The 16,991-nt window shown below is 57.5% G+C and carries 13 protein-coding genes and 1 pseudogene; 7 read left to right on the forward strand and 7 right to left on the reverse strand.

What is annotated here, in order from left to right; translation table 11 throughout:
- The first annotated feature begins 332 nt into the window (after positions 1 to 332).
- Entirely contained in the window at positions 333 to 959 is a 627-nt protein-coding gene (locus tag AC0L3P_RS35350; protein ID WP_473308817.1) for an FMN-binding negative transcriptional regulator, read from the forward strand.
- Positions 960 to 1,378: 419 nt separating this feature from the next.
- On the opposite strand, the gene AC0L3P_RS35355 is transcribed toward AC0L3P_RS35350, so the two are convergent.
- The 5 genes from AC0L3P_RS35355 to AC0L3P_RS35375 form a co-directional block, all read right to left on the reverse strand.
- Positions 1,379 to 6,943 (reverse strand): trifunctional serine/threonine-protein kinase/ATP-binding protein/sensor histidine kinase, encoded by a 5,565-nt coding sequence (locus AC0L3P_RS35355; protein WP_473308818.1) that lies wholly within the window; start codon positions 6,941 to 6,943, stop codon positions 1,379 to 1,381.
- 151 nt (positions 6,944 to 7,094) lie between these two features.
- Positions 7,095 to 7,364, reverse strand: coding sequence for a hypothetical protein (locus AC0L3P_RS35360; protein WP_473308819.1), 270 nt, complete (start codon positions 7,362 to 7,364; stop codon positions 7,095 to 7,097).
- A 91-nt stretch (positions 7,365 to 7,455) separates the two neighbouring features.
- Complete coding sequence (locus tag AC0L3P_RS35365; protein ID WP_473308821.1) at positions 7,456 to 7,758, reverse strand: HipA domain-containing protein; 303 nt, start codon at positions 7,756 to 7,758, stop codon at positions 7,456 to 7,458.
- 126 nt (positions 7,759 to 7,884) lie between these two features.
- Positions 7,885 to 8,202 carry a HipA N-terminal domain-containing protein gene (locus tag AC0L3P_RS35370; protein ID WP_473308822.1) on the reverse strand — a complete coding sequence of 106 codons (318 nt, stop codon included), beginning with the start codon at positions 8,200 to 8,202 and terminating at the stop codon, positions 7,885 to 7,887.
- 119 nt (positions 8,203 to 8,321) lie between these two features.
- On the reverse strand, positions 8,322 to 8,492 hold the full coding sequence (locus tag AC0L3P_RS35375; RefSeq protein WP_473308824.1) for a hypothetical protein: 171 nt from the start codon (positions 8,490 to 8,492) through the stop codon (positions 8,322 to 8,324).
- 1,390 nt (positions 8,493 to 9,882) lie between these two features.
- On the opposite strand from AC0L3P_RS35375, the gene AC0L3P_RS35380 reads away from it, so the two are divergent.
- From AC0L3P_RS35380 to nolL, 6 genes are all read left to right on the forward strand, one after another.
- Positions 9,883 to 10,512 carry a response regulator transcription factor gene (locus AC0L3P_RS35380; protein WP_473308830.1) on the forward strand — a complete coding sequence of 210 codons (630 nt, stop codon included), beginning with the start codon at positions 9,883 to 9,885 and terminating at the stop codon, positions 10,510 to 10,512.
- 84 nt (positions 10,513 to 10,596) lie between these two features.
- Positions 10,597 to 10,986 carry a response regulator transcription factor gene (locus tag AC0L3P_RS35385; RefSeq protein WP_085348748.1) on the forward strand — a complete coding sequence of 130 codons (390 nt, stop codon included), beginning with the start codon at positions 10,597 to 10,599 and terminating at the stop codon, positions 10,984 to 10,986.
- 259 nt (positions 10,987 to 11,245) lie between these two features.
- Positions 11,246 to 11,449 carry a hypothetical protein gene (locus AC0L3P_RS35390; RefSeq protein ID WP_473308825.1) on the forward strand — a complete coding sequence of 68 codons (204 nt, stop codon included), beginning with the start codon at positions 11,246 to 11,248 and terminating at the stop codon, positions 11,447 to 11,449.
- A 61-nt stretch (positions 11,450 to 11,510) separates the two neighbouring features.
- On the forward strand, positions 11,511 to 11,651 hold the full coding sequence (locus AC0L3P_RS35395) for a hypothetical protein (RefSeq protein ID WP_158091512.1): 141 nt from the start codon (positions 11,511 to 11,513) through the stop codon (positions 11,649 to 11,651).
- Between the two features lie 366 nt (positions 11,652 to 12,017).
- A complete protein-coding gene (ectB, locus tag AC0L3P_RS35400) occupies positions 12,018 to 13,280 on the forward strand; it encodes a diaminobutyrate--2-oxoglutarate transaminase (RefSeq protein ID WP_473308826.1) in 1,263 nt (420 codons plus the stop codon).
- A 1,310-nt stretch (positions 13,281 to 14,590) separates the two neighbouring features.
- A complete protein-coding gene (nolL, locus tag AC0L3P_RS35405; RefSeq protein ID WP_473308827.1) occupies positions 14,591 to 15,712 on the forward strand; it encodes a nodulation factor fucose acetyltransferase NolL in 1,122 nt (373 codons plus the stop codon).
- Between the two features lie 585 nt (positions 15,713 to 16,297).
- On the opposite strand, the pseudogene AC0L3P_RS35410 reads toward nolL, so the two are convergent.
- A pseudogene (locus AC0L3P_RS35410) lies at positions 16,298 to 16,405 on the reverse strand (dethiobiotin synthase); the annotation flags it as partial.
- Complete coding sequence (locus tag AC0L3P_RS35415; RefSeq protein ID WP_473308828.1) at positions 16,404 to 16,844, reverse strand: aminotransferase class I/II-fold pyridoxal phosphate-dependent enzyme; 441 nt, start codon at positions 16,842 to 16,844, stop codon at positions 16,404 to 16,406. The gene AC0L3P_RS35415 and the pseudogene AC0L3P_RS35410, both read right to left, overlap by 2 nt.
- Positions 16,845 to 16,991: the final 147 nt, after the last annotated feature.

A 16,991-nucleotide genomic window follows, 5' to 3' on the forward strand; every position in this document is an offset into this window, starting at 1 on the left:
CGCAGGCACCGTGCCAGATGGAATCGACCTGGGTAGCCATTGAGCGGCTCACGACTGATGAAAACAGCGGTCGATGCTTCGAGAGCGCGGTCAGAATGAAAGCAACATCTTATCCCCGCGTTTCACGTAACGCGCACGGCTCGAAGGCAACGGCGGGACCAGCTTGCAACCGCGCTCTTTGATTTGCGCCTTCGACGCTTAATGGGCTAGCTGCCCTAAGGCCCTGGAATGCAACTACCAAACCTGGCTGTTCCTGTGATCCCGAATGAGGCGTACCGCAGTTCAAATCATGAGACGCCCGGCTTCCGTCGGGCTGCCTGGGAGCTTCACTGATGTACACGCCGTCCTGCTTCCAAGTTCTCGATATCGCCGACCTTCAACAAACAATGCGCGAAGCACGGACAGCGACACTGGTCACCGCCACTCACGAGGGGCTTGTTGGAACGTTGCTGCCCGTAGTACTCGACGAGAGCGCAGGCTCGATGGGCACGATTTACGCGCACGTGGCGCGTGCTAATCCGCAGTGGAAGCTGACACCAACCGGAGAGGCGATGGCAATTTTCGCTGGGGCGGAGGCCTATATCAGCCCTTCATGGTACGTGACCAAGCACGAGAGAGGCGAGGCCGTACCAACGTGGAACTATGTCGCTGTGCATGCCTACGGACAAGTTGAGTTCTTCGAGGATTCCGATCGGCTCCGCGAGGTAGTCACGCGGCTGACCGATGTACATGAGCGTTCAAGCAAAGACCGCTGGGCGGTCTCGGACGCACCTGCCGATTTCATCAAAGCGGAGCTCGAGGGGATTATCGGCCTGCGATTGCAAATTACACGGCTAGATGGCTCACGGAAGATGAGCCAGAACCGCAATGCCGCGGATCGCGCCGGCGTCATCGAGGGCTTATCCAAGAGCAACCGTGAGGAAGACCGTCGTGCGGCTCACCTCATTCCGAAAGGATGACGAACCCGATCGAGGTATTGTAAACGAACCGGTGTCACGTGGACTTCCTCCACTTCCTCGACTGCTGTCCTTCTGCACAACCACGCGCGGGCGGCGGGTTTCTGCTCGCGGCAGGTGCTTTACACAGCACAGGAACGCGCGGCGTCCGCGAGCGGCACCGCGAACGCCAAGCCGCTAGGCCAACTCCAGCTTTTATGGCGTGCAAGTCTTAAGAGATTTGCAAGGAGCCCTCCAAGCGTCTGGAATCTGACATTGCGGTCAGATTGCAGACTCTCTGACACTTCACGACAATCTGCGGTCGCGCACACTCCCGACGGGCAGCAAGAAACGCGAATGTCTCACATTTGCAAGGTCGCGCAGCTCACTTCTGTCACAATGATCGGGGCTCCCGGACCACCCTGCTCGACCTCGAATTCGGCCTAAGCCGTCCAAGAGACCTGTTTCGCCTGCTCGACGCCCTCCGGCGCAACGGGCATGCTGAACTGAAAGACGGCCCCGTGAGGATCATTGGCGCCCGCCCACATCCGGCCCCCATGCGCCTCAATAATGGAATGGCAAATGGCCAGCCCCATGCCCATGCCTTCTGACTTGGTGGTGTAGAACGCCTCGAACATACGGTCTGCGCTGTTTGGATCGAGTCCTGGACCTGTATCCCGAAAGCTGACCAATACATTATTCGAGCCATCTGTGCGCGTCGTGATCAGTAATTCGCGCTCGCCTTCGTTGATCTCGCTCATAGCCTCGATGGCATTCGTGATCAAATTGAGAATCACCTGCCGTACCTGAACGCGATCTGCCCGAACGAGCGGCAAAGCCTCAGGCCGTCGGGTTTGCACCCACACATCATTTTGTGCAAGTTCCGCGCGGACTAGGGCCAGCACCTCTACGATCAATTCGTCAATTGCAAGAAGCTCCGTTTGCATAGGAGCTTTATTCATTAGAGCGCGGATCCGACGGATCACGTTTCCTGCGCGCATACTGTCACGGACAATCAAACCGAAGGTCTGCCGAACCTCTTCCAGATTTGGCGGTTGAGCACTGAGCCAATTTAGCCCCGCCCCCGCATTACTGCTGATCGCGGCAATCGGCTGGTTCACCTCATGGGCGATCGAGGCGGCCAGCTGTCCCATTGTCGTGATCCGATTGGCGTGTGCAAGGCCCATCAGAGTCTCGCGATAGCGCCGTTCGCTTTCACGGGCCTCCGCTTCCGCTCTCTTTCGTTCTGTCAGGTCTAGGACGAAGCCAACAGCTTGGTGCTCTCGCGCATCGAACACGGCGAGGCCAATCAGCACCGGCACCCGACTGCCATCCTTCCGAACATACTCTTTCTCGAACTGCTGAACAGCTCCGGTCCTTTTTGCTTCTGCGCTAGCATCCATTGTGCGCTCGTGCCATTCTGGAGGCGTCAGATCGAGACCGTTCACTCGGCCTGCGAGGAGATCTTCTTGGTCGTATCCAACCATCGTAAGAAAGGCTTGATTTGCTTCGATGATCTCGCCCCCTTCGTGAATGATAAAGATTCCGATGATGTTAGCGTCGAGCAAGCGCCGGATTTTCGCCTCCCGTTGCTGAACTTCGCTGTACAACCGGCTGTTTTCGAGCGCTGTTGCAGCTTGAGAGGCAAGCATTTTCTGCATTGACGTTCGGGCAGCCGAGAATATGCGCGGTGCGAGATTATTCTCCAGATAAAGTGCGCCGATCAGCTTGCCCTGCGTGATCAGTGGCAGGCAAAGAATAGAACGCGCCTTGCGCTCGCGGATATAAGGATCTTCGGCAAATGAAGGCTGGGCGACAGCATCTTCTAGAACGACGTTTTCGCGGACACGTAGCACAAAATGCAGCACGGATTCGGGAAGAGCCATCGCGGTTACGGGGTGTTCATCCACCTTTACAAGGAGCGTATTTGCTACCGTTGTGGCCTCCGCCTCGATCCGTGGCTGGCCTCCATGCAGCAGAATCAGCAAACCGCGTTCGGCGCCGGCCTGCTCAATGGCCGTCCGCATAAGCGTGTCGATTAATTTCTCGAGCACCATCTCGCCGGAAATGGCTTGCGAGACTTTTGTCACCGTCGCCAGATCAAGATGCTCAACCGGAGCTCCGATCGTCATGCCATTCACGGCAAGAGGGGGCTCCTGATGCATGAGATGTGGATGCAGCTCCTCGAGTTGACGCACCTTACCATCCGCTCCCCAACGAAGGTAGCCGCGCCGCGCGTCCTGCAGGTAAACCCGGGAGATCCTGCCAAAACTGCGTGCAGCATAAAAGCGCGCGGCAAGTTCACAAGCGATCCCCTCGTGGTGGGGGAAACCGTTACGTCCTGCGGTTTGGATTGAGTGTTCGTACAGTCGCATTGCGTCTGCATCCCGGCATTCCAGCCTCGCAATTTCAGCTCCGACCAAGGCAGCCCGATTCTCGAAGTTGTCGGGGCAATTCGTCGCCCATGTCTGCAGTTGCCTGTAATGGGCATCAATGATATGTCGGTGTGGCTGTTGTTCGCCTTCGCCCAGCCTGTCGCAATAACACGAGTGAGACAGCGCACCGTAAAAGTGAAACTCCGCGGTCAAGGGCTCTGTTGGTATGGTCCATAGTTTGGGCTCGGCCTTCGAGCGAGCCTCAACAGCTGCAGCATAATCGCCGGATAGGAAGCGCGCCTGAAGTTTGCGGATCCAGTAGACGGTTTCGCTAGGTGACTCCGGACTTCCTGCCAACGATCGTTCAACGTCTAGCTCGTCAAATTGTTGGTCATCGAAGCAACCGAGTGAGCGCGTGAGGCCGCGCATGGTTCTGATGATTGCGAGCTGAGCGGCCACCGCCTCAGCAGCAAATTGTACCTTTCTGTTCCGGATCGTAGCAGCGCTTTTCTCTAACTGGTTCTGTACCTCTTTCAGGTGATCTCCGGCCATCATCATACTTGAGGTTAGATGGACCGAACTGTACGCCTCATAGATGACATCACCGCTACTGACCGCGGCTTCGAGGGCTCGCCGGATCAAAACTCGGCCGTCTCTAAGCGGCTTCGTCCACGGGATCACGTTGCCTCCGACGGCCAAATAGACGTGAGCCCGAAAACGAGAGAACTCACCGCGATCAACCAGGTCGCAAGCAAGACGACCAAATTTATCAGCCGCTTGGTAGTCACCGAAGCGTCCGGCCGAGATTCGGCCTAGCCATGCGTAATGGGCGCAGGAAGCATCAGTGTTGCCGTATTTGAGGCTGATGGTGACCGCTCGGCAGATCACCAAAGCGGATAAATTGGCGTCCGTGAAGCCTGCCGGCGGAACAATCCGCGTCAACACGGCAAGTGTGGCAAGCGTGGCCTGGTCTGTCATTCGAGGCAAATCAGCAAGATCCTCGATTGCGTCGGGCAGCTGTGACCACATCCGCTGATATTCGGCCAGCATTTCCTGGTCCGTCGGACGCTGCGACCACTCGATGCCGACGCCGCGAAGATATTCGAGACCTATGAGCACTGCCCGGCCGTGCTGACCTAGCGTCAAGTAAAGATCGACCCGCAAACATGCGACCGTTGCTCGTTGGGGCCCGTTCAAGGCGTGCTTCGGCAGTGCGGACAAGAGACGCTCTGCAATCTCCAGCTGGCCTACCAAGAATTCGCATTCGGCCCGGCTGGTCTCGAGTGCGAACGCGAGTTCATGGCGCGTTTGCCAAGAGTGCTCTGCGAGCAGCGCAGCACCGACGGTGAAATATGAGAGTGCCGAGGCGTAGGCCGCCGACCCCCTGGCACGCTGCCCTGCGACCAAATTCAGCTGCGCAAGCTGCTCTAGCTCCGGATCGGAAGTGATTAGTGCGACACCTCGATTGAGCTGACTGACGATGTCGAAGATGGCCTCTTCACGTTTGTCCACAGGAACATGTGCCGCAAGCATCCGACCGATCCGCAGATGGGAAGGAGCGCGCGAGGATTCCGGCATCAGCAAGTAGGCCGCCTCTTGAACGCGATCGTGGACGAAGCGGTAAGCTGTCCCATGCCGCACAATCAGTTCCCGCCGAATTGCCGGCCACAGGGTCGCGTGCACCTGCTCCTCTGCAATTTCGAGCACAATCGCAAGGTCCGCCGTCCCGGCGATGTTGCCGAAACAGGCCAGCTGTTGCAGCGCGCACTGCGTTTCCTTGGGCAGCCGGATGAGCTTGCCGAGCATCAGATCGACGACGTTCTCGGTGTATGCTTTTGCCTTAATGCGCTGCAGATCCCAACGCCAGCGCGCCGACTCGTGATCGAACGTCAACAGCTGCTCTCCGGCCAGTTCAGACAAGAATTGAATGGCGAAGAACGGATTGCCCATCGTCTTCTGATGCACCAGGCTCGCAAGCGGGGCAGCGCGTTTTGGTCCGCAGCGAAGGGTATCCGCGACCAACTGCGCGACGTCGTCTGCGCTGAGCGGCGATAGCGTGATCTCCTGTAGATTTCGGCCGGCTCTCCGGATGGGCTCGAGCTTGCGTTTGAGCGGATGATCTGCATCAACTTCATTGCTGCGGTAAGCTCCAACAAGCAGCAGGTGCAGATCCGGCTGGGCCAGCAGATCCTCGATCACGTCGAGTGTTGCGGCGTCACACCACTGCAAATCGTCGAGGAAGAGCACCAATGGATGGGTCCGCCGGGCGAACACGCCAATAAAGCGACGAAGCACGAGCTGGAAACGGATTTGCGCTTGACGGGCTGGAAGCTCAGCAACCGCGGGCTGCTCCCCGATAACCAGGCTCAGATCGGGGATCAATTCGACGATCAGCCGTCCATTCCCAGCGAGGGCCTCCCGGAACGCTTGCCGCCAGGTCGCGAGTTCGCCCTCACTTTTGCTGAGAAGAGGACGCACAAGGCTCTGAAGGGTCTGCACTAGTGTCGCAAAGGGCACATCGCGCTTCACTTGGTCGAATTTGCCTGATGCCAACAGCCCGCGCGAGGGCACGAGTACTTTGTGTAGCTCTTGGACAAGCGAAGACTTACCGATGCCGGAATAACCGGCAACCAGCACCAACCTCGGCGCGCCGCTCTTCACCGCGCCATCGAAAGAGCCAAGCAAGGTCTCGATCTCGCGGGCTCTCCCATAGAGCTTCTCGGGGAGGATCAACCGATCAGGTGTGTCGTCTGCGCCAAGCTCAAAAGGCTCGATGCGACCATGGTTGGCCCATGCTGCCAGACAGTGTTGCAGATCGTGTTCAAGGCCAGCGGCAGTCTGGTAGCGTTCCTCGGCGGTTTTCGCGAGGAGTTTCATCACAATGTGAGAGATTGGCTCCGGGACATTTTGCGATTTCTCGAGGGGCGGTGTTGCTTTTCTTGCAATATGACAATGAATCCACTCCAACGGGTCTGAGCCCGTGAACGGCATCGCGCCGGTCAGCATCTGGTAGAATATCACGCCAAGTGAATAGAGATCACTGCGAGAGTCGACTGAGCGATTCATTCGTCCGGTCTGTTCGGGCGCCATGTAGGGCAGCGAGCCGGCGATGAACTCGGCAGGCTCAGGCGGCACCCGCTCGCGGGAAAGCCGGGACGCCAGCCCGAACCCGGTGAGTCGTACTTGTTCGTCAGGACAATTGACCAGAATGTGACCGGGTTTCAGGTCCTTGTGGATTAAGCCGCGGCGGTGAAGCTTGCCCACGGACCTCGTGACACCGATAGCAAGGCGCAGGAAGCGCTGAGGCTCCATGCCGACTCCAACTAAGTTTAGCAGCGGCTCCCCGCATGGATCCTCCAGGACCAGCATGGTACGACCAGCTTCCCGGATGAGTTCCAGAGGCCGCACCGCCCATGCCTCATCTAGCTCCTCTCTCAGCTCATACTCGTGGGCGAGGCACTCGATCGTGGCGGGGTGTTCCGCGGTGGGCCGCACGAGAAGCACGACAGCCTTGCTGCCGTTGATTTGCCGCCACGCACGGCAGAACACACGACCTCCGTCCCTCCACAGGGGCTGGATGTCGTTGTCGAGATTTGAGCCGAACACAGTTCGGCTGGGAGGGTCGCGCGGCATTTGCCTGACCAGACTAAGAAGACGCGAGCCAAAATCTGACACATAAGGGGCGCCCTTGTGAAGGAACTTCGCAAAATTCGCCGCTGGTCCGGATCAAGGCCGCCAAAGAGTAGCCCGCAGTAAGCACAATATAACGGACGCACGCTATATGTTAGAGCCCGATCGTGTCGATCGAGCGCAGCCCTGCGCGCACGTCCAGCCCGGGCGGCGGCTCCGGACTACGTAGCGCGCCGGCGCGGAAGGAGTCCTTCGTGATAGAGCGGCTCAAGCCGAAGGCTTCCCACGCCAGGGACAGCGGCTCGATTGACGCGTGGCCGAAAATGCCGCCACTAACAATGAAGTTGTTTGGCACGGCTAGTTTGAAGAGGAACAACTCGCCCGGCTGGAGCGCCCGAAAGTGCGTTCTGCCGCTGGTTGCCACAAAAACGTCGTTTGATCTGCTTCCGGTTGATCGCTTCCCTTTGGCAGGTTAAAGATAGCTGGAATACTGGGCTCGCCCTCGGATTCATATTTCAAGGCGGCGGCACGGACAAAGCCTGGCAGCAATCCTCTTGAGGCAAACGTAGGAGACGGTTGTCGCCGGTCCAGCGGGGAACGAACCTCTCGACCACGAGCACACGGTTGCCTTCAAGCTCCTCGATCGCAATCGCGGCGCTCGGAAGTCCGAGAGCTGCTGTCAGCTTGAGGCAGAAGAACCCATTCTCGACGCTGTAGGAAAGATTGAGGCCGTTCGGCAGTCGGTCAATCCGCGGTTTGAGAATGTGCGTCGTGGCTGTAGTCGCCAGCGGCTTGTACCAACGCCCTTTCCAGAACAAGAGCGCGGTCTTTTCCTGGGCGCCGGCGATCGAGATCCGAAAGTCCTCGTCCTCACCAAGTTCAAGGAGAGCCGATGCAAAGGTCGCCGAGAAGCCGGGCGATTCTCGTCGTCAACGGGTCTGCCGTCAACAGCCCCGGCAGCGCCCGGGTTCGATGCCGTCCGGCAGGAATTGCAATGGGCCGACGCAGTCCCGTCCGACCCCAGTGAGTAGGTCGTAAGCGTCGATGCCCTGAGCGTGGACTCGCTCCGCCATAAGATGGCGGATGGGCATGCTGTCGGGCAGGAGATTGTCGGAAACGGCGACGACAGCGGCACCGATATAGCGGTCCCTCACGCAGAGCAGAGATAGCGACACGGGCAGCGCATGCTCCCAGGCAAGCCAGGACGGATCGTACTGAAAGTCGATTGCGCCGACGAATGGTGTCCTGCAATGCGCGTTCACCGGCTTCGGATGAGGAGAGCACAAGGTTCGCTTTGTGGGCAATCTCGGATCGGCACATACTTTGATCCGTCATCTCCTCGACGAAGATGGGTGCGCTGCCTAAAACCCAGCGACGCTCCTTACAAGCTGGGTTCCAGCGAGCCCTTCTTCGATAGCCTTTTCGAACGGAGACGGCTGCGATCCTGAACAACGTGTTCCTTGCCCTGACCAAGACCGGCCACCAGCCTTGGATTGGCGAACAACCCCGCAATGTCAGCATGACAGTGGGCCGTTAAGACGATCTCGTTCACGCTCGACCACCCGGGGCCAGGACGCAGGCCAAAGGACGACTCCAAACACCGCATGAAGCTTCCGAAACCCTCCGACTGGAGATCCCAGCCACTGGAGAACAGCGGAACGCCTTCTCGTCCCAGTCGCGCTGCGACAGATCTAACTTGCCAACTACGAACTCCACCTAGTCGGCTCGAGAGATGCTAACTCGATCGATCTACAAGACATGTACAACGTGACCCTACGTACGATTCAAGCCTTTCCCGTCCTGTGTGAAGTAGCAGGGAGTCACCATCTACTTTGGCTGCTAAACGAGTCTCAGTTTTGCCACGCGGGTCACATCATCTGGGACACCATCACCACGGATGTACTGGCGATGTGGGGCGAACCCGGCACACTTCTTCTCAAAGGAGTGCGCCGGGCCGCCTTAATGAGTTGCGTCGGAAGATTGATGAGCTAGTGGGCGGTTGGCGGCTGCTCCAAGCGGACCGCTCGAGCCAGTTTCAGCCCTATACTGCGGCATTGAGGAGCTAAGCTTCGAATCAGCGTGCTCGATACGCACCTATGGTGCCCGCCAATCCCGCGAATGCGCCCTCTCCATTTGAATACAAACATCATCTTCGGATACGAGCAGCGAAGCAATCGGCAGGACGCACGAACGTGGGCGCCCCCGCAGCTCGAGATGATTACATTTCCTACAAAGCACGACCAAAAGGACTTGAATCGCACCATGCGTCAGGTTGTACGAAACCGATGCAAGGTGCTTTCCCAAGCTCGCTAAAGACGCAACTCACAGGCGCTCTGACGACGCAAAAAAGAATTTATGTGCTGATGCCGCTGCTACTCGTTCTGATGTCCATTTTCTTTACTGCGGTTGCGATAGTCTACGCCGCATGCCGATCTCAACAACGCCGGCGGGATCGGCGCATGCACAGGCACATTCGCCCCGATTCGCTCAGCTCGCGCCCACGCGTGCAGCTACCGAGGCGGCGGGCATTTTGATCCGGCCGCTTAACGAGAGTCCGCCGACGCCTCATGCGCCTGAACGGGGATGCCAAGCGGCATCCACCGCCAGCTAGAGCGAGCGCCTCAACTTGGCTGCTGATTGATTTGATCAATGCCGCCGGGCCGTTCCAACGGGACGGCGGACAGACGGAAGCCAGTTCTCGACCACTCGGGCCCTTTTTGCTAGACTTTCGTGATAATGTCTTACGCACGCAAACGGCTGGCCGTTCGCATACCTGGAAGATCTCAGAGATTTGCACTGCGCGAAAGCTCCTGAGAAGGCCGCCACGAGCAACCTTTGGTCGTGGCTCCACGGAACCTCTACCACCATTGCAAAGTGAGGCTTTTATCGTGACCAAGCGCTCTGAACCGCGGAAGCAAGCCGCAACTGTCGAAGGGCCGGAGGTGAGACCGAGCGTGTTGGTCGTCGACGACGACCTCTCAATGCGCGAATCGCTCGTCAACCTGTTTCGTTCGATCGGTCTAGACGTTGTTGCTTTCGGATCGGCCCAGGAACTGCTCCAGAGCGAGCTTCCTGATGTTCCCAGCTGCCTTGTGCTTGATATCAGACTGCCGGGCTTGAGCGGGCTGGAGCTCCAGGTTGAATTAGCCAAACTGAAGGTTCACATTCCCATTATTTTCATCACCGCTCATGGCGATATTCCGATGACCGTCAAAGCGATGAAGAATGGAGCAATCGATTTTCTCGGCAAGCCGTTTCGCGATCAGGAACTGCTCGATGGAGTGGTCGCAGCGATCGAACAGGATCGCAAGAGACGAGCTATAGACAAGGTTGTCACGAAGCTGCAATCCTTGTTCGAGGCTCTAAGTCCACGAGAGCAGGATGTCTTGAGACTGGTCGCCACGGGCCTCTTGAACAAACAGGTAGCCGCGGAACTCGGGCTTGCCGAGATTACAGTCAAAATCTACCGGGGGCACGTGATGAAGAAGATGGGTGCTCGATCACTAGCCGATTTGATTAGAATGGCGGAGAGGCTGGGAATTGGGACCGACCGTTTCAGAGTACAAACCTAAGTATGATTTTACAATTTCTTCGTACACGCGCACCCTTCAGCTGGCCGCCATGCTTCGGCCAGTGCCTTCGCCCAACCAGGACGGGTGGTCTTGTCTAACACTATTTCCGTTGTCGACGATGATCCTTCAATTCGTGTCGCGCTGAACAACCTCTTGAAATCACAGGGCCACATCGTTCATACGTTTGCTTCGGCTGAGGAATTCCTGGAGTCGTCTCAATTGAACGGCACGTCCTGTGTAATTGCAGACGTGCAGATGCCCACGATGAGCGGCTTTGAACTTTTAGAACAGATGCGGGCCCAAGGCCACGCTGCGCCATTCATTTTGATTACTGCCTTCGCGGATGATCGCACGCGAGCCCGCGCTTTGAGCGCCGGCGTGACCGGCTTTTTCGCTAAACCGTTTCCCGCTCTGGAGTTGATGGCCTGCGTCGATGAAGTACTCCGCGAGCACCGTCCCGGAACAAACGCCTGAAAGCGGGGCAAGCAATCTGGACCAAGCCGCGCCCGCGCGGCGCTCACGATGTCGATCAACGCGCGATTGCTCGTGCTTACGCCGCGCCAGTGGCGACCATCACCTTTTGATGTAGCCGCACTCCTGTCGCTGTTGTCGCACTTTCGACGTCTGGTTGAAGCACCTTGCTAGTTCGGGCCCCTGACAACATGCCTCCCGTATGATCGCGTAATCCGACGAGGCCGAAGCGCTCGTCGCGTTAACGCAGGAGCGCGCGATCTTGAGTGCGACAACCATTGCTGAGTTCGGCGCGAAAGTGCCACGGATCCGGCCGCCGAGTTTGGCGGAAAAGGAGGCGGCGATCGCGGCCAACATCACGGAGTTTGTCAAGACGTTCGCTGCGGAATTCCGAGAAGCCGCAAAGACGTATGTTGGCAGATCGAATGTTGGCGGATCGAACGGTTTGCACCGCCAGATCCGCTAAATTCGGTTCGATCCCAGCAACTCTTCGGACTGAAGCACCGGAAGCTTACGCATCCGTTGGAATGGCAACACAAGTGCCGCTGGCAGATTCGATCTCAAGCCATGCCTTTGCTGCCGAACGCATCCACGCCGACGACTGCCCGGCGATTGTGTCAACCAAGCGCAAGGCCAAAACCGGTCGGGCGGCGGGCGTGTCCTTCTAGTCCCTGAGACCGTGGCCTGAGCATGTCGCTTCCGGCTCGCGGTATCCTGACGCAAGGTACCGCACGCATGCGCAACGTCTTCCCGCGCGGCTAGGTAAACCTGTTCGCGAAAGATGACTTAACACGGGGGCCGTCGCTGGATGGGGACGAAGCTACTAGAGATGGTAGCTTTGTTCCGCCTGGTTCTCAGGTAACCCGTTGGAGCTGATTTTTAGATGCGCTACGCGCAACCCAAACGATGCCGAGAGGCGCGGAACCCGCGGTCATGGCCTGCCAGTCCTGCACGATGTTGGCCCGCGTTGTTTCATCGGGCAGATTGTCTGGTCGACGCGACGACCGCATGGTTGGAGTACACAGGGGAGCCGAATGAAGACAATTGAAACGCTAGAGTCCAATGTGCGTACGTACTCACGTTCCTTTCCTGCTGTCTTCAATGGGGCGCGCGGTTCAATTATGTTCACAGGGGGCGGCCGAAAGGTCATTGACTTTCTGTCTGGCGCTGGAGCGCTAAACTATGGCCACAACAATCAGCAGATCAAAGCAGCAATCAGCGACTATCTGGAGTCGGACGGGGTCGTCCACGGCTTGGACATGGCCACTCCAGCAAAAGTCGAATTCATGGAGACCTTTAGCTCTGTTATTCTTCGGGAACGGAATCTTTCCTACCGCTTTCAATTCACCGGGCCTACAGGAGCTAACGCCGTTGAAGCAGCTCTAAAGCTCTCGCGTAAAATCACAGGGCGTCACAACGTCATTTCTTTCACGAACGGATATCACGGCCAAAGCTTGGGAGCCACAGCCGCGAGCGGTAACCGCTTTTACCGTAAAGCCAGCGGGATTCCCTTATCCGGCACAACTTTCATGCCCTATGATGGGTATCTTGGCTCCTCGTACAGTCCGGCGGATTACGTTCGAAAGGTGTTAATGGACGAGAGCAGTGGTACTGATCTTCCAGCCGCCATTCTCGTCGAAACAGTGCAAGGAGAGGGAGGCATTAACGTCGCCGGCAAGGAATGGCTGCAGTCAATGCAGGCTTTGGCAAAGGAGGTCGGAGCTATTTTCATAGTTGACGATATCCAAATGGGCTGTGGTCGCACAGGTGAGTTCTTCAGCTTCGAGTTCGCTGCGTTGTCGCCAGACATTGTTGTGATGTCGAAATCGCTGAGTGGTTACGGCTTGCCATTGTCGATGCTCTTGATCAAGGAAGCGATCGACGCATGGGAACCAGGCGAGCACACGGGAACATTTCGCGGAAACAACCTTGCACTCGTTTCTGGCAAGGCGGCATTGGATCTGTATTGGCGCAACCAGACGTTCTCGCAACAGATCCAACGCTTGGGTGCATTTATGCGGCGTCGACTCGATGCTATCGCGCATCAGCACGGAAACGAGTTTGCCGTTCGTGGACGCGGCATGGTATGCGGCTTCGATTGCAAAACGAGCGAGATCGCAGAGGCGACGTCACGGAGGGCATTTGTGAAGGGATTGATTATCGAGCGATGCGGACCGACGGATCAGGTTGTCAAGTTCCTGCCTGCACTTACGATCGACGAAGAAACGTTGGGACAAGGGCTCGATATATTCGAGGAGTCATTGACTGAAACCTTGAATTTGGCCCGACCAAGCTAACTTGCCGGCACACGAGAGACACTGGTCCTAGCGACAGCATCGCCGCCAACGGCATTGGGGTGGGTCCTTGCTTCGCGCCGAAACGGTCAGGGGTTGTGAGGCAATAATGTGGAGCTAACGCCTGAACGCCAGCGCTGTTTGTGATCCGCTGAGTCGCTGGTGCGCGAAGAAGGCCTTGCTCCCTGCTTGATCCGCAACACGTGAGTGTGGAGCCCCCTAGGCCCGCCGAAGGCGACCTCGTTGGCGGAGCGGAGTCGAATGGTGTAGTAGGCCTTCAAAGTGCTGCGCGAAGAGTTATTGAATGACGATCGCATCTAAGCCAGTCCACAAGTGAGGAGAGTCCGCCCGCCGCTGCGATCTACCGCCTCATCCCCACGCCAAGCTCAGCTGATATTGATCGAGAAGCCTGCCTCGGCGACGTCGCGCACGCGCATCTGACCGTGCTCTTTCACGCACTCCTGCGTTAGATCTGGCCTCCTTGGAGCATTAGGTCATGTTGCTCGAATGCAGTTGGTCATCCGCCCAAGTACGATCAACCAGGCCTCCCCCGGATGCACATAAGCCACGAGCTTCAGCTAGAGATGGTACTCCACACGCGCAGCCCGTTTCACGCCTGGCCTTCATGAGCACGTGTCCATCACACGGGTGCGGACTTTGTCAGGACCGTAGACATTCCGCAGCTGCGATCCAGCAGAGCCGTTTACACCATAAATGCGGCAGCAATCACTGCGGCGGCGGCTTTACGGCAAAAGTCGTCACGGCAAGCGCGGTTCAGGCATGAGTTGCACGAAGCCGAACGAGCAGCTCAATTCAAAAAGCGTTGGTCCTCGGCTTTTGCTCCACAACTCGGAGCACCGATATCCGTGTGCCCCGCAGCCCGATGCCATAGCCCCAAGTTGGCGTGATCGAGTTCAGCTATCAGACGCCCCGTTAGCTTGATCACCCCGGCGTCGACGGGACCAAATGTCACTATGCTGGGCGAACCGGAGAAGCCCGACGCATCTGCCGGGTCCGAGATGCGTCGGGCTGAGTGGGAGACTGAGTGCGACAGTCTTCCTCCCAGAGCCGCGTCTGCAACTAGCATGCCGTGCCCGCACTGCTAGCCCAGCATCTCAAACCAAATATCGGCTCTCTGCCGCACAGTTTGCTGAGGCGTACAGAGACGCTCGGCCCACGGCTAGTTCCTCAAGGCCTAACCAGTTGAGCTTGTTGCCCTTCCAAAAACTCCCACCATCACCTTTCGTCTGAACCAAAAATGAGGCAGAAGAAGCGGACAACGGGCCGCCGGCTCATCAACAACAGATATCTAGATGTTTGATAGATTGCAACGCGTGACTGGAATAATGGCCCCGAGCTCGCGCACGACCGGGGCAAGCGATCGAGATCTGAGCTTAGATTTCGCGAAAGGTGCGCTCATTGTCTTGGTAATCGTTGGGCACCTGATCCAGTATGTCATCTATCGAGACGGCGGCTTTTGGTATTCGCCGTACTACAAAGCAATCTATATGTTTCACATGCCACTCTTTATGGCGATAAGCGGCTATCTTTCTTCGCGATCGTTGCTGCAGAAGTCGTTCACTCAGGCCGCCATCGCCCGTGCGACGCAGCTCTTACTGCCCATGCTGTTTTGGTGGGCGCTCATGGAGACAGCTAAGTCAGCGGCATTGTGGCGCGCGACCAGCCTAACTACCGGACTTTTGGAATTTGTAGACGATCTTGCCGGCACATACTGGTTCATCTGGGCCACGTTTGTTTCTTACCTTCTCATCAAGATACTCACCAGGCTGAGCCACCGATCGTTGGTCATATCTGGCTCAGCGATACTGATTGCACTCGTTCCTCTGACGTTCTCCATATCACCCTTGATCAGGTTCACTTACCCGTTCTTCTGCTTGGGATTCTTGTTTGCTCAATCGAACGAACGATGGACGACTACATCGCGATCTCACAAGCCGCTCTTGATTTTATTTCTCTCGGTCTTGACTTGCGTATGTTTTGTAGCCTGGGGCAAGGACACTTATGTCTACAATAATCTTGGACTAATTCACGATTTTCGGTCGGCCAAAGACGTGCTTCTGATGTTTGTTGGCGCTGCAGCTGCCTCAGCAATCGCCATCGAACTCTTGCTGCAATGCTGGCGCTTTAGCCACTCAACCCGAATCGCCCGCTTTATAGCTATGGAGTTGGGCCAGACCACGCTGCTGCTCTACCTTGTCCAGGGTACCGTGTTCCGTCTAATGGATTTCATACAGCTCGGAGAACTTTGGGATCTCACGACCCGGTTGATCATGGCGGGTCTGCTCGGGGCGGCAATTGTTGCGATCGCGCTAGTGGTCCGCTCGACTGTTCGCGGCGTTCCATATCTGTCTCAGCTCGTCCTTGGAATGCCACCGCGGTCAGGTCTCCCGCGAGCCAAACCCGCAATGAACTAGCTGTATGCATTTGATCGTCCGAGTACGGCAGGATGTTGCGATGGCATCGCCTTGTGCTGACGCCGGAATAGCGTTCGAAGCCCGATCGGGTGGCGTCGGCGTCCACCGGCCGAGCCGGTCGGCATAGAGTAACGTAACATGCGAGTAACTATCGTCCATTTCGGCACCTTATGGCAAGGCACTCTCAACTCGTTCCGGAAGCCGACGACAACTCAGACTCCCTAGTCTTGCGGAGCCGCGCGCGTCTTCAGGCCAGCGCATCGGCAGCGTCATAGACGCCCGCATATATTTCGTGCAGGTCTCCTAGTGTTACACAACATGGCGGCATCACATAGATCGTATTACTGCAGCAAGAGATTGCGCACTTTAAAGAAGGCGTGAAGCTTCGGGCCGACGCCTGCGAATGGCCGGTATCCTTCGTCTTCAGATCGAGTGCACTGTGACGGCGCCGCTACGGCGAACGTTTGCAAAGCGCGGATCGCCGCGGAAAGGTTCAATTGCCTGCTCTTGCATGGTTGCGAGCGCAACAATGCGTCTGACCTGTCTTTCCACAGTTACAGGTTAGCCTTGGCGGCGGCACAGGCCAGCGGATTTCGGGGAAGCGGGTATTTTAAGGCGGTAACGCTCCGGAACGATCCGATCGGCCGGAAGACCGCTCAGCCGTGCAACCAGCTGGCTATCGGTCTCCCCTTCAAAACGATTCTCGCCAACGATATAGGGCAGGATCTGCGGATTCGAAGGACTTCTCTCGCCTCGCACAGCCATCTCCCGATGCGAGAACGCGACCAGCTTCGTCAACCGTTCTTCGCTCCGGCTCCTCCTGCAGGATCAAGAGAGACTCCCGCACGGCCACCGCCATCAACAGCGACCGAGCGGTCGCGAAGATGAACGGGCGACAGCGATTGATCGTGCGCAGCACGCCAGTGGCGGTGACAAGCGCGCCGGAAGCTCCCAGCGCCTTACCGCAGGCATGAACAACGAGGAGATTCTCGCGTCGTTCATAGGCCGCCGTGAGCCCTCGCCCTTGCTCGCCGTAAACGCCCGTTGCATGAGCTTCGTCGCCAACCATGAACGCATCGTGCCGGTGCGCGATCCCGAGCAGGTCTCCAAGCGGTGCGACGTCGCCATCCATGCTGTAGAGGCTCTCGACTATGAAGTGCTCCCCAAAACTAGGCCAGCTGATGCTGGAATTTTCCGGGGTTTTGAAGTGCTCCCCAAAACTAGGCCAGCTGATGCTGGAATTTTCCGGGGTTTAGCTCATGCCGGCGGGGGCGCCGAT

The organism is Bradyrhizobium sp. WSM4874, from assembly GCF_055811835.1.

Bases quoted from the DNA above. Each gene is read 5' to 3' on its own strand.
- AC0L3P_RS35395 (WP_158091512.1), top strand. From the start codon at position 11,511: ATGGCAACACAAGTGCCGCTGGCAGATTCGATCTCAAGCCATGCCTTT.
- ectB (WP_473308826.1), top strand. From the start codon at position 12,018: ATGAAGACAATTGAAACGCTAGAGTCCAATGTGCGTACGTACTCACGT.
- AC0L3P_RS35415 (WP_473308828.1), bottom strand. From the start codon at position 16,844: ATGGATGGCGACGTCGCACCGCTTGGAGACCTGCTCGGGATCGCGCAC.
- nolL (WP_473308827.1), top strand. From the start codon at position 14,591: ATGTTTGATAGATTGCAACGCGTGACTGGAATAATGGCCCCGAGCTCG.
- AC0L3P_RS35350 (WP_473308817.1), top strand. From the start codon at position 333: ATGTACACGCCGTCCTGCTTCCAAGTTCTCGATATCGCCGACCTTCAA.
- AC0L3P_RS35355 (WP_473308818.1), bottom strand. From the start codon at position 6,943: ATGCCGCGCGACCCTCCCAGCCGAACTGTGTTCGGCTCAAATCTCGAC.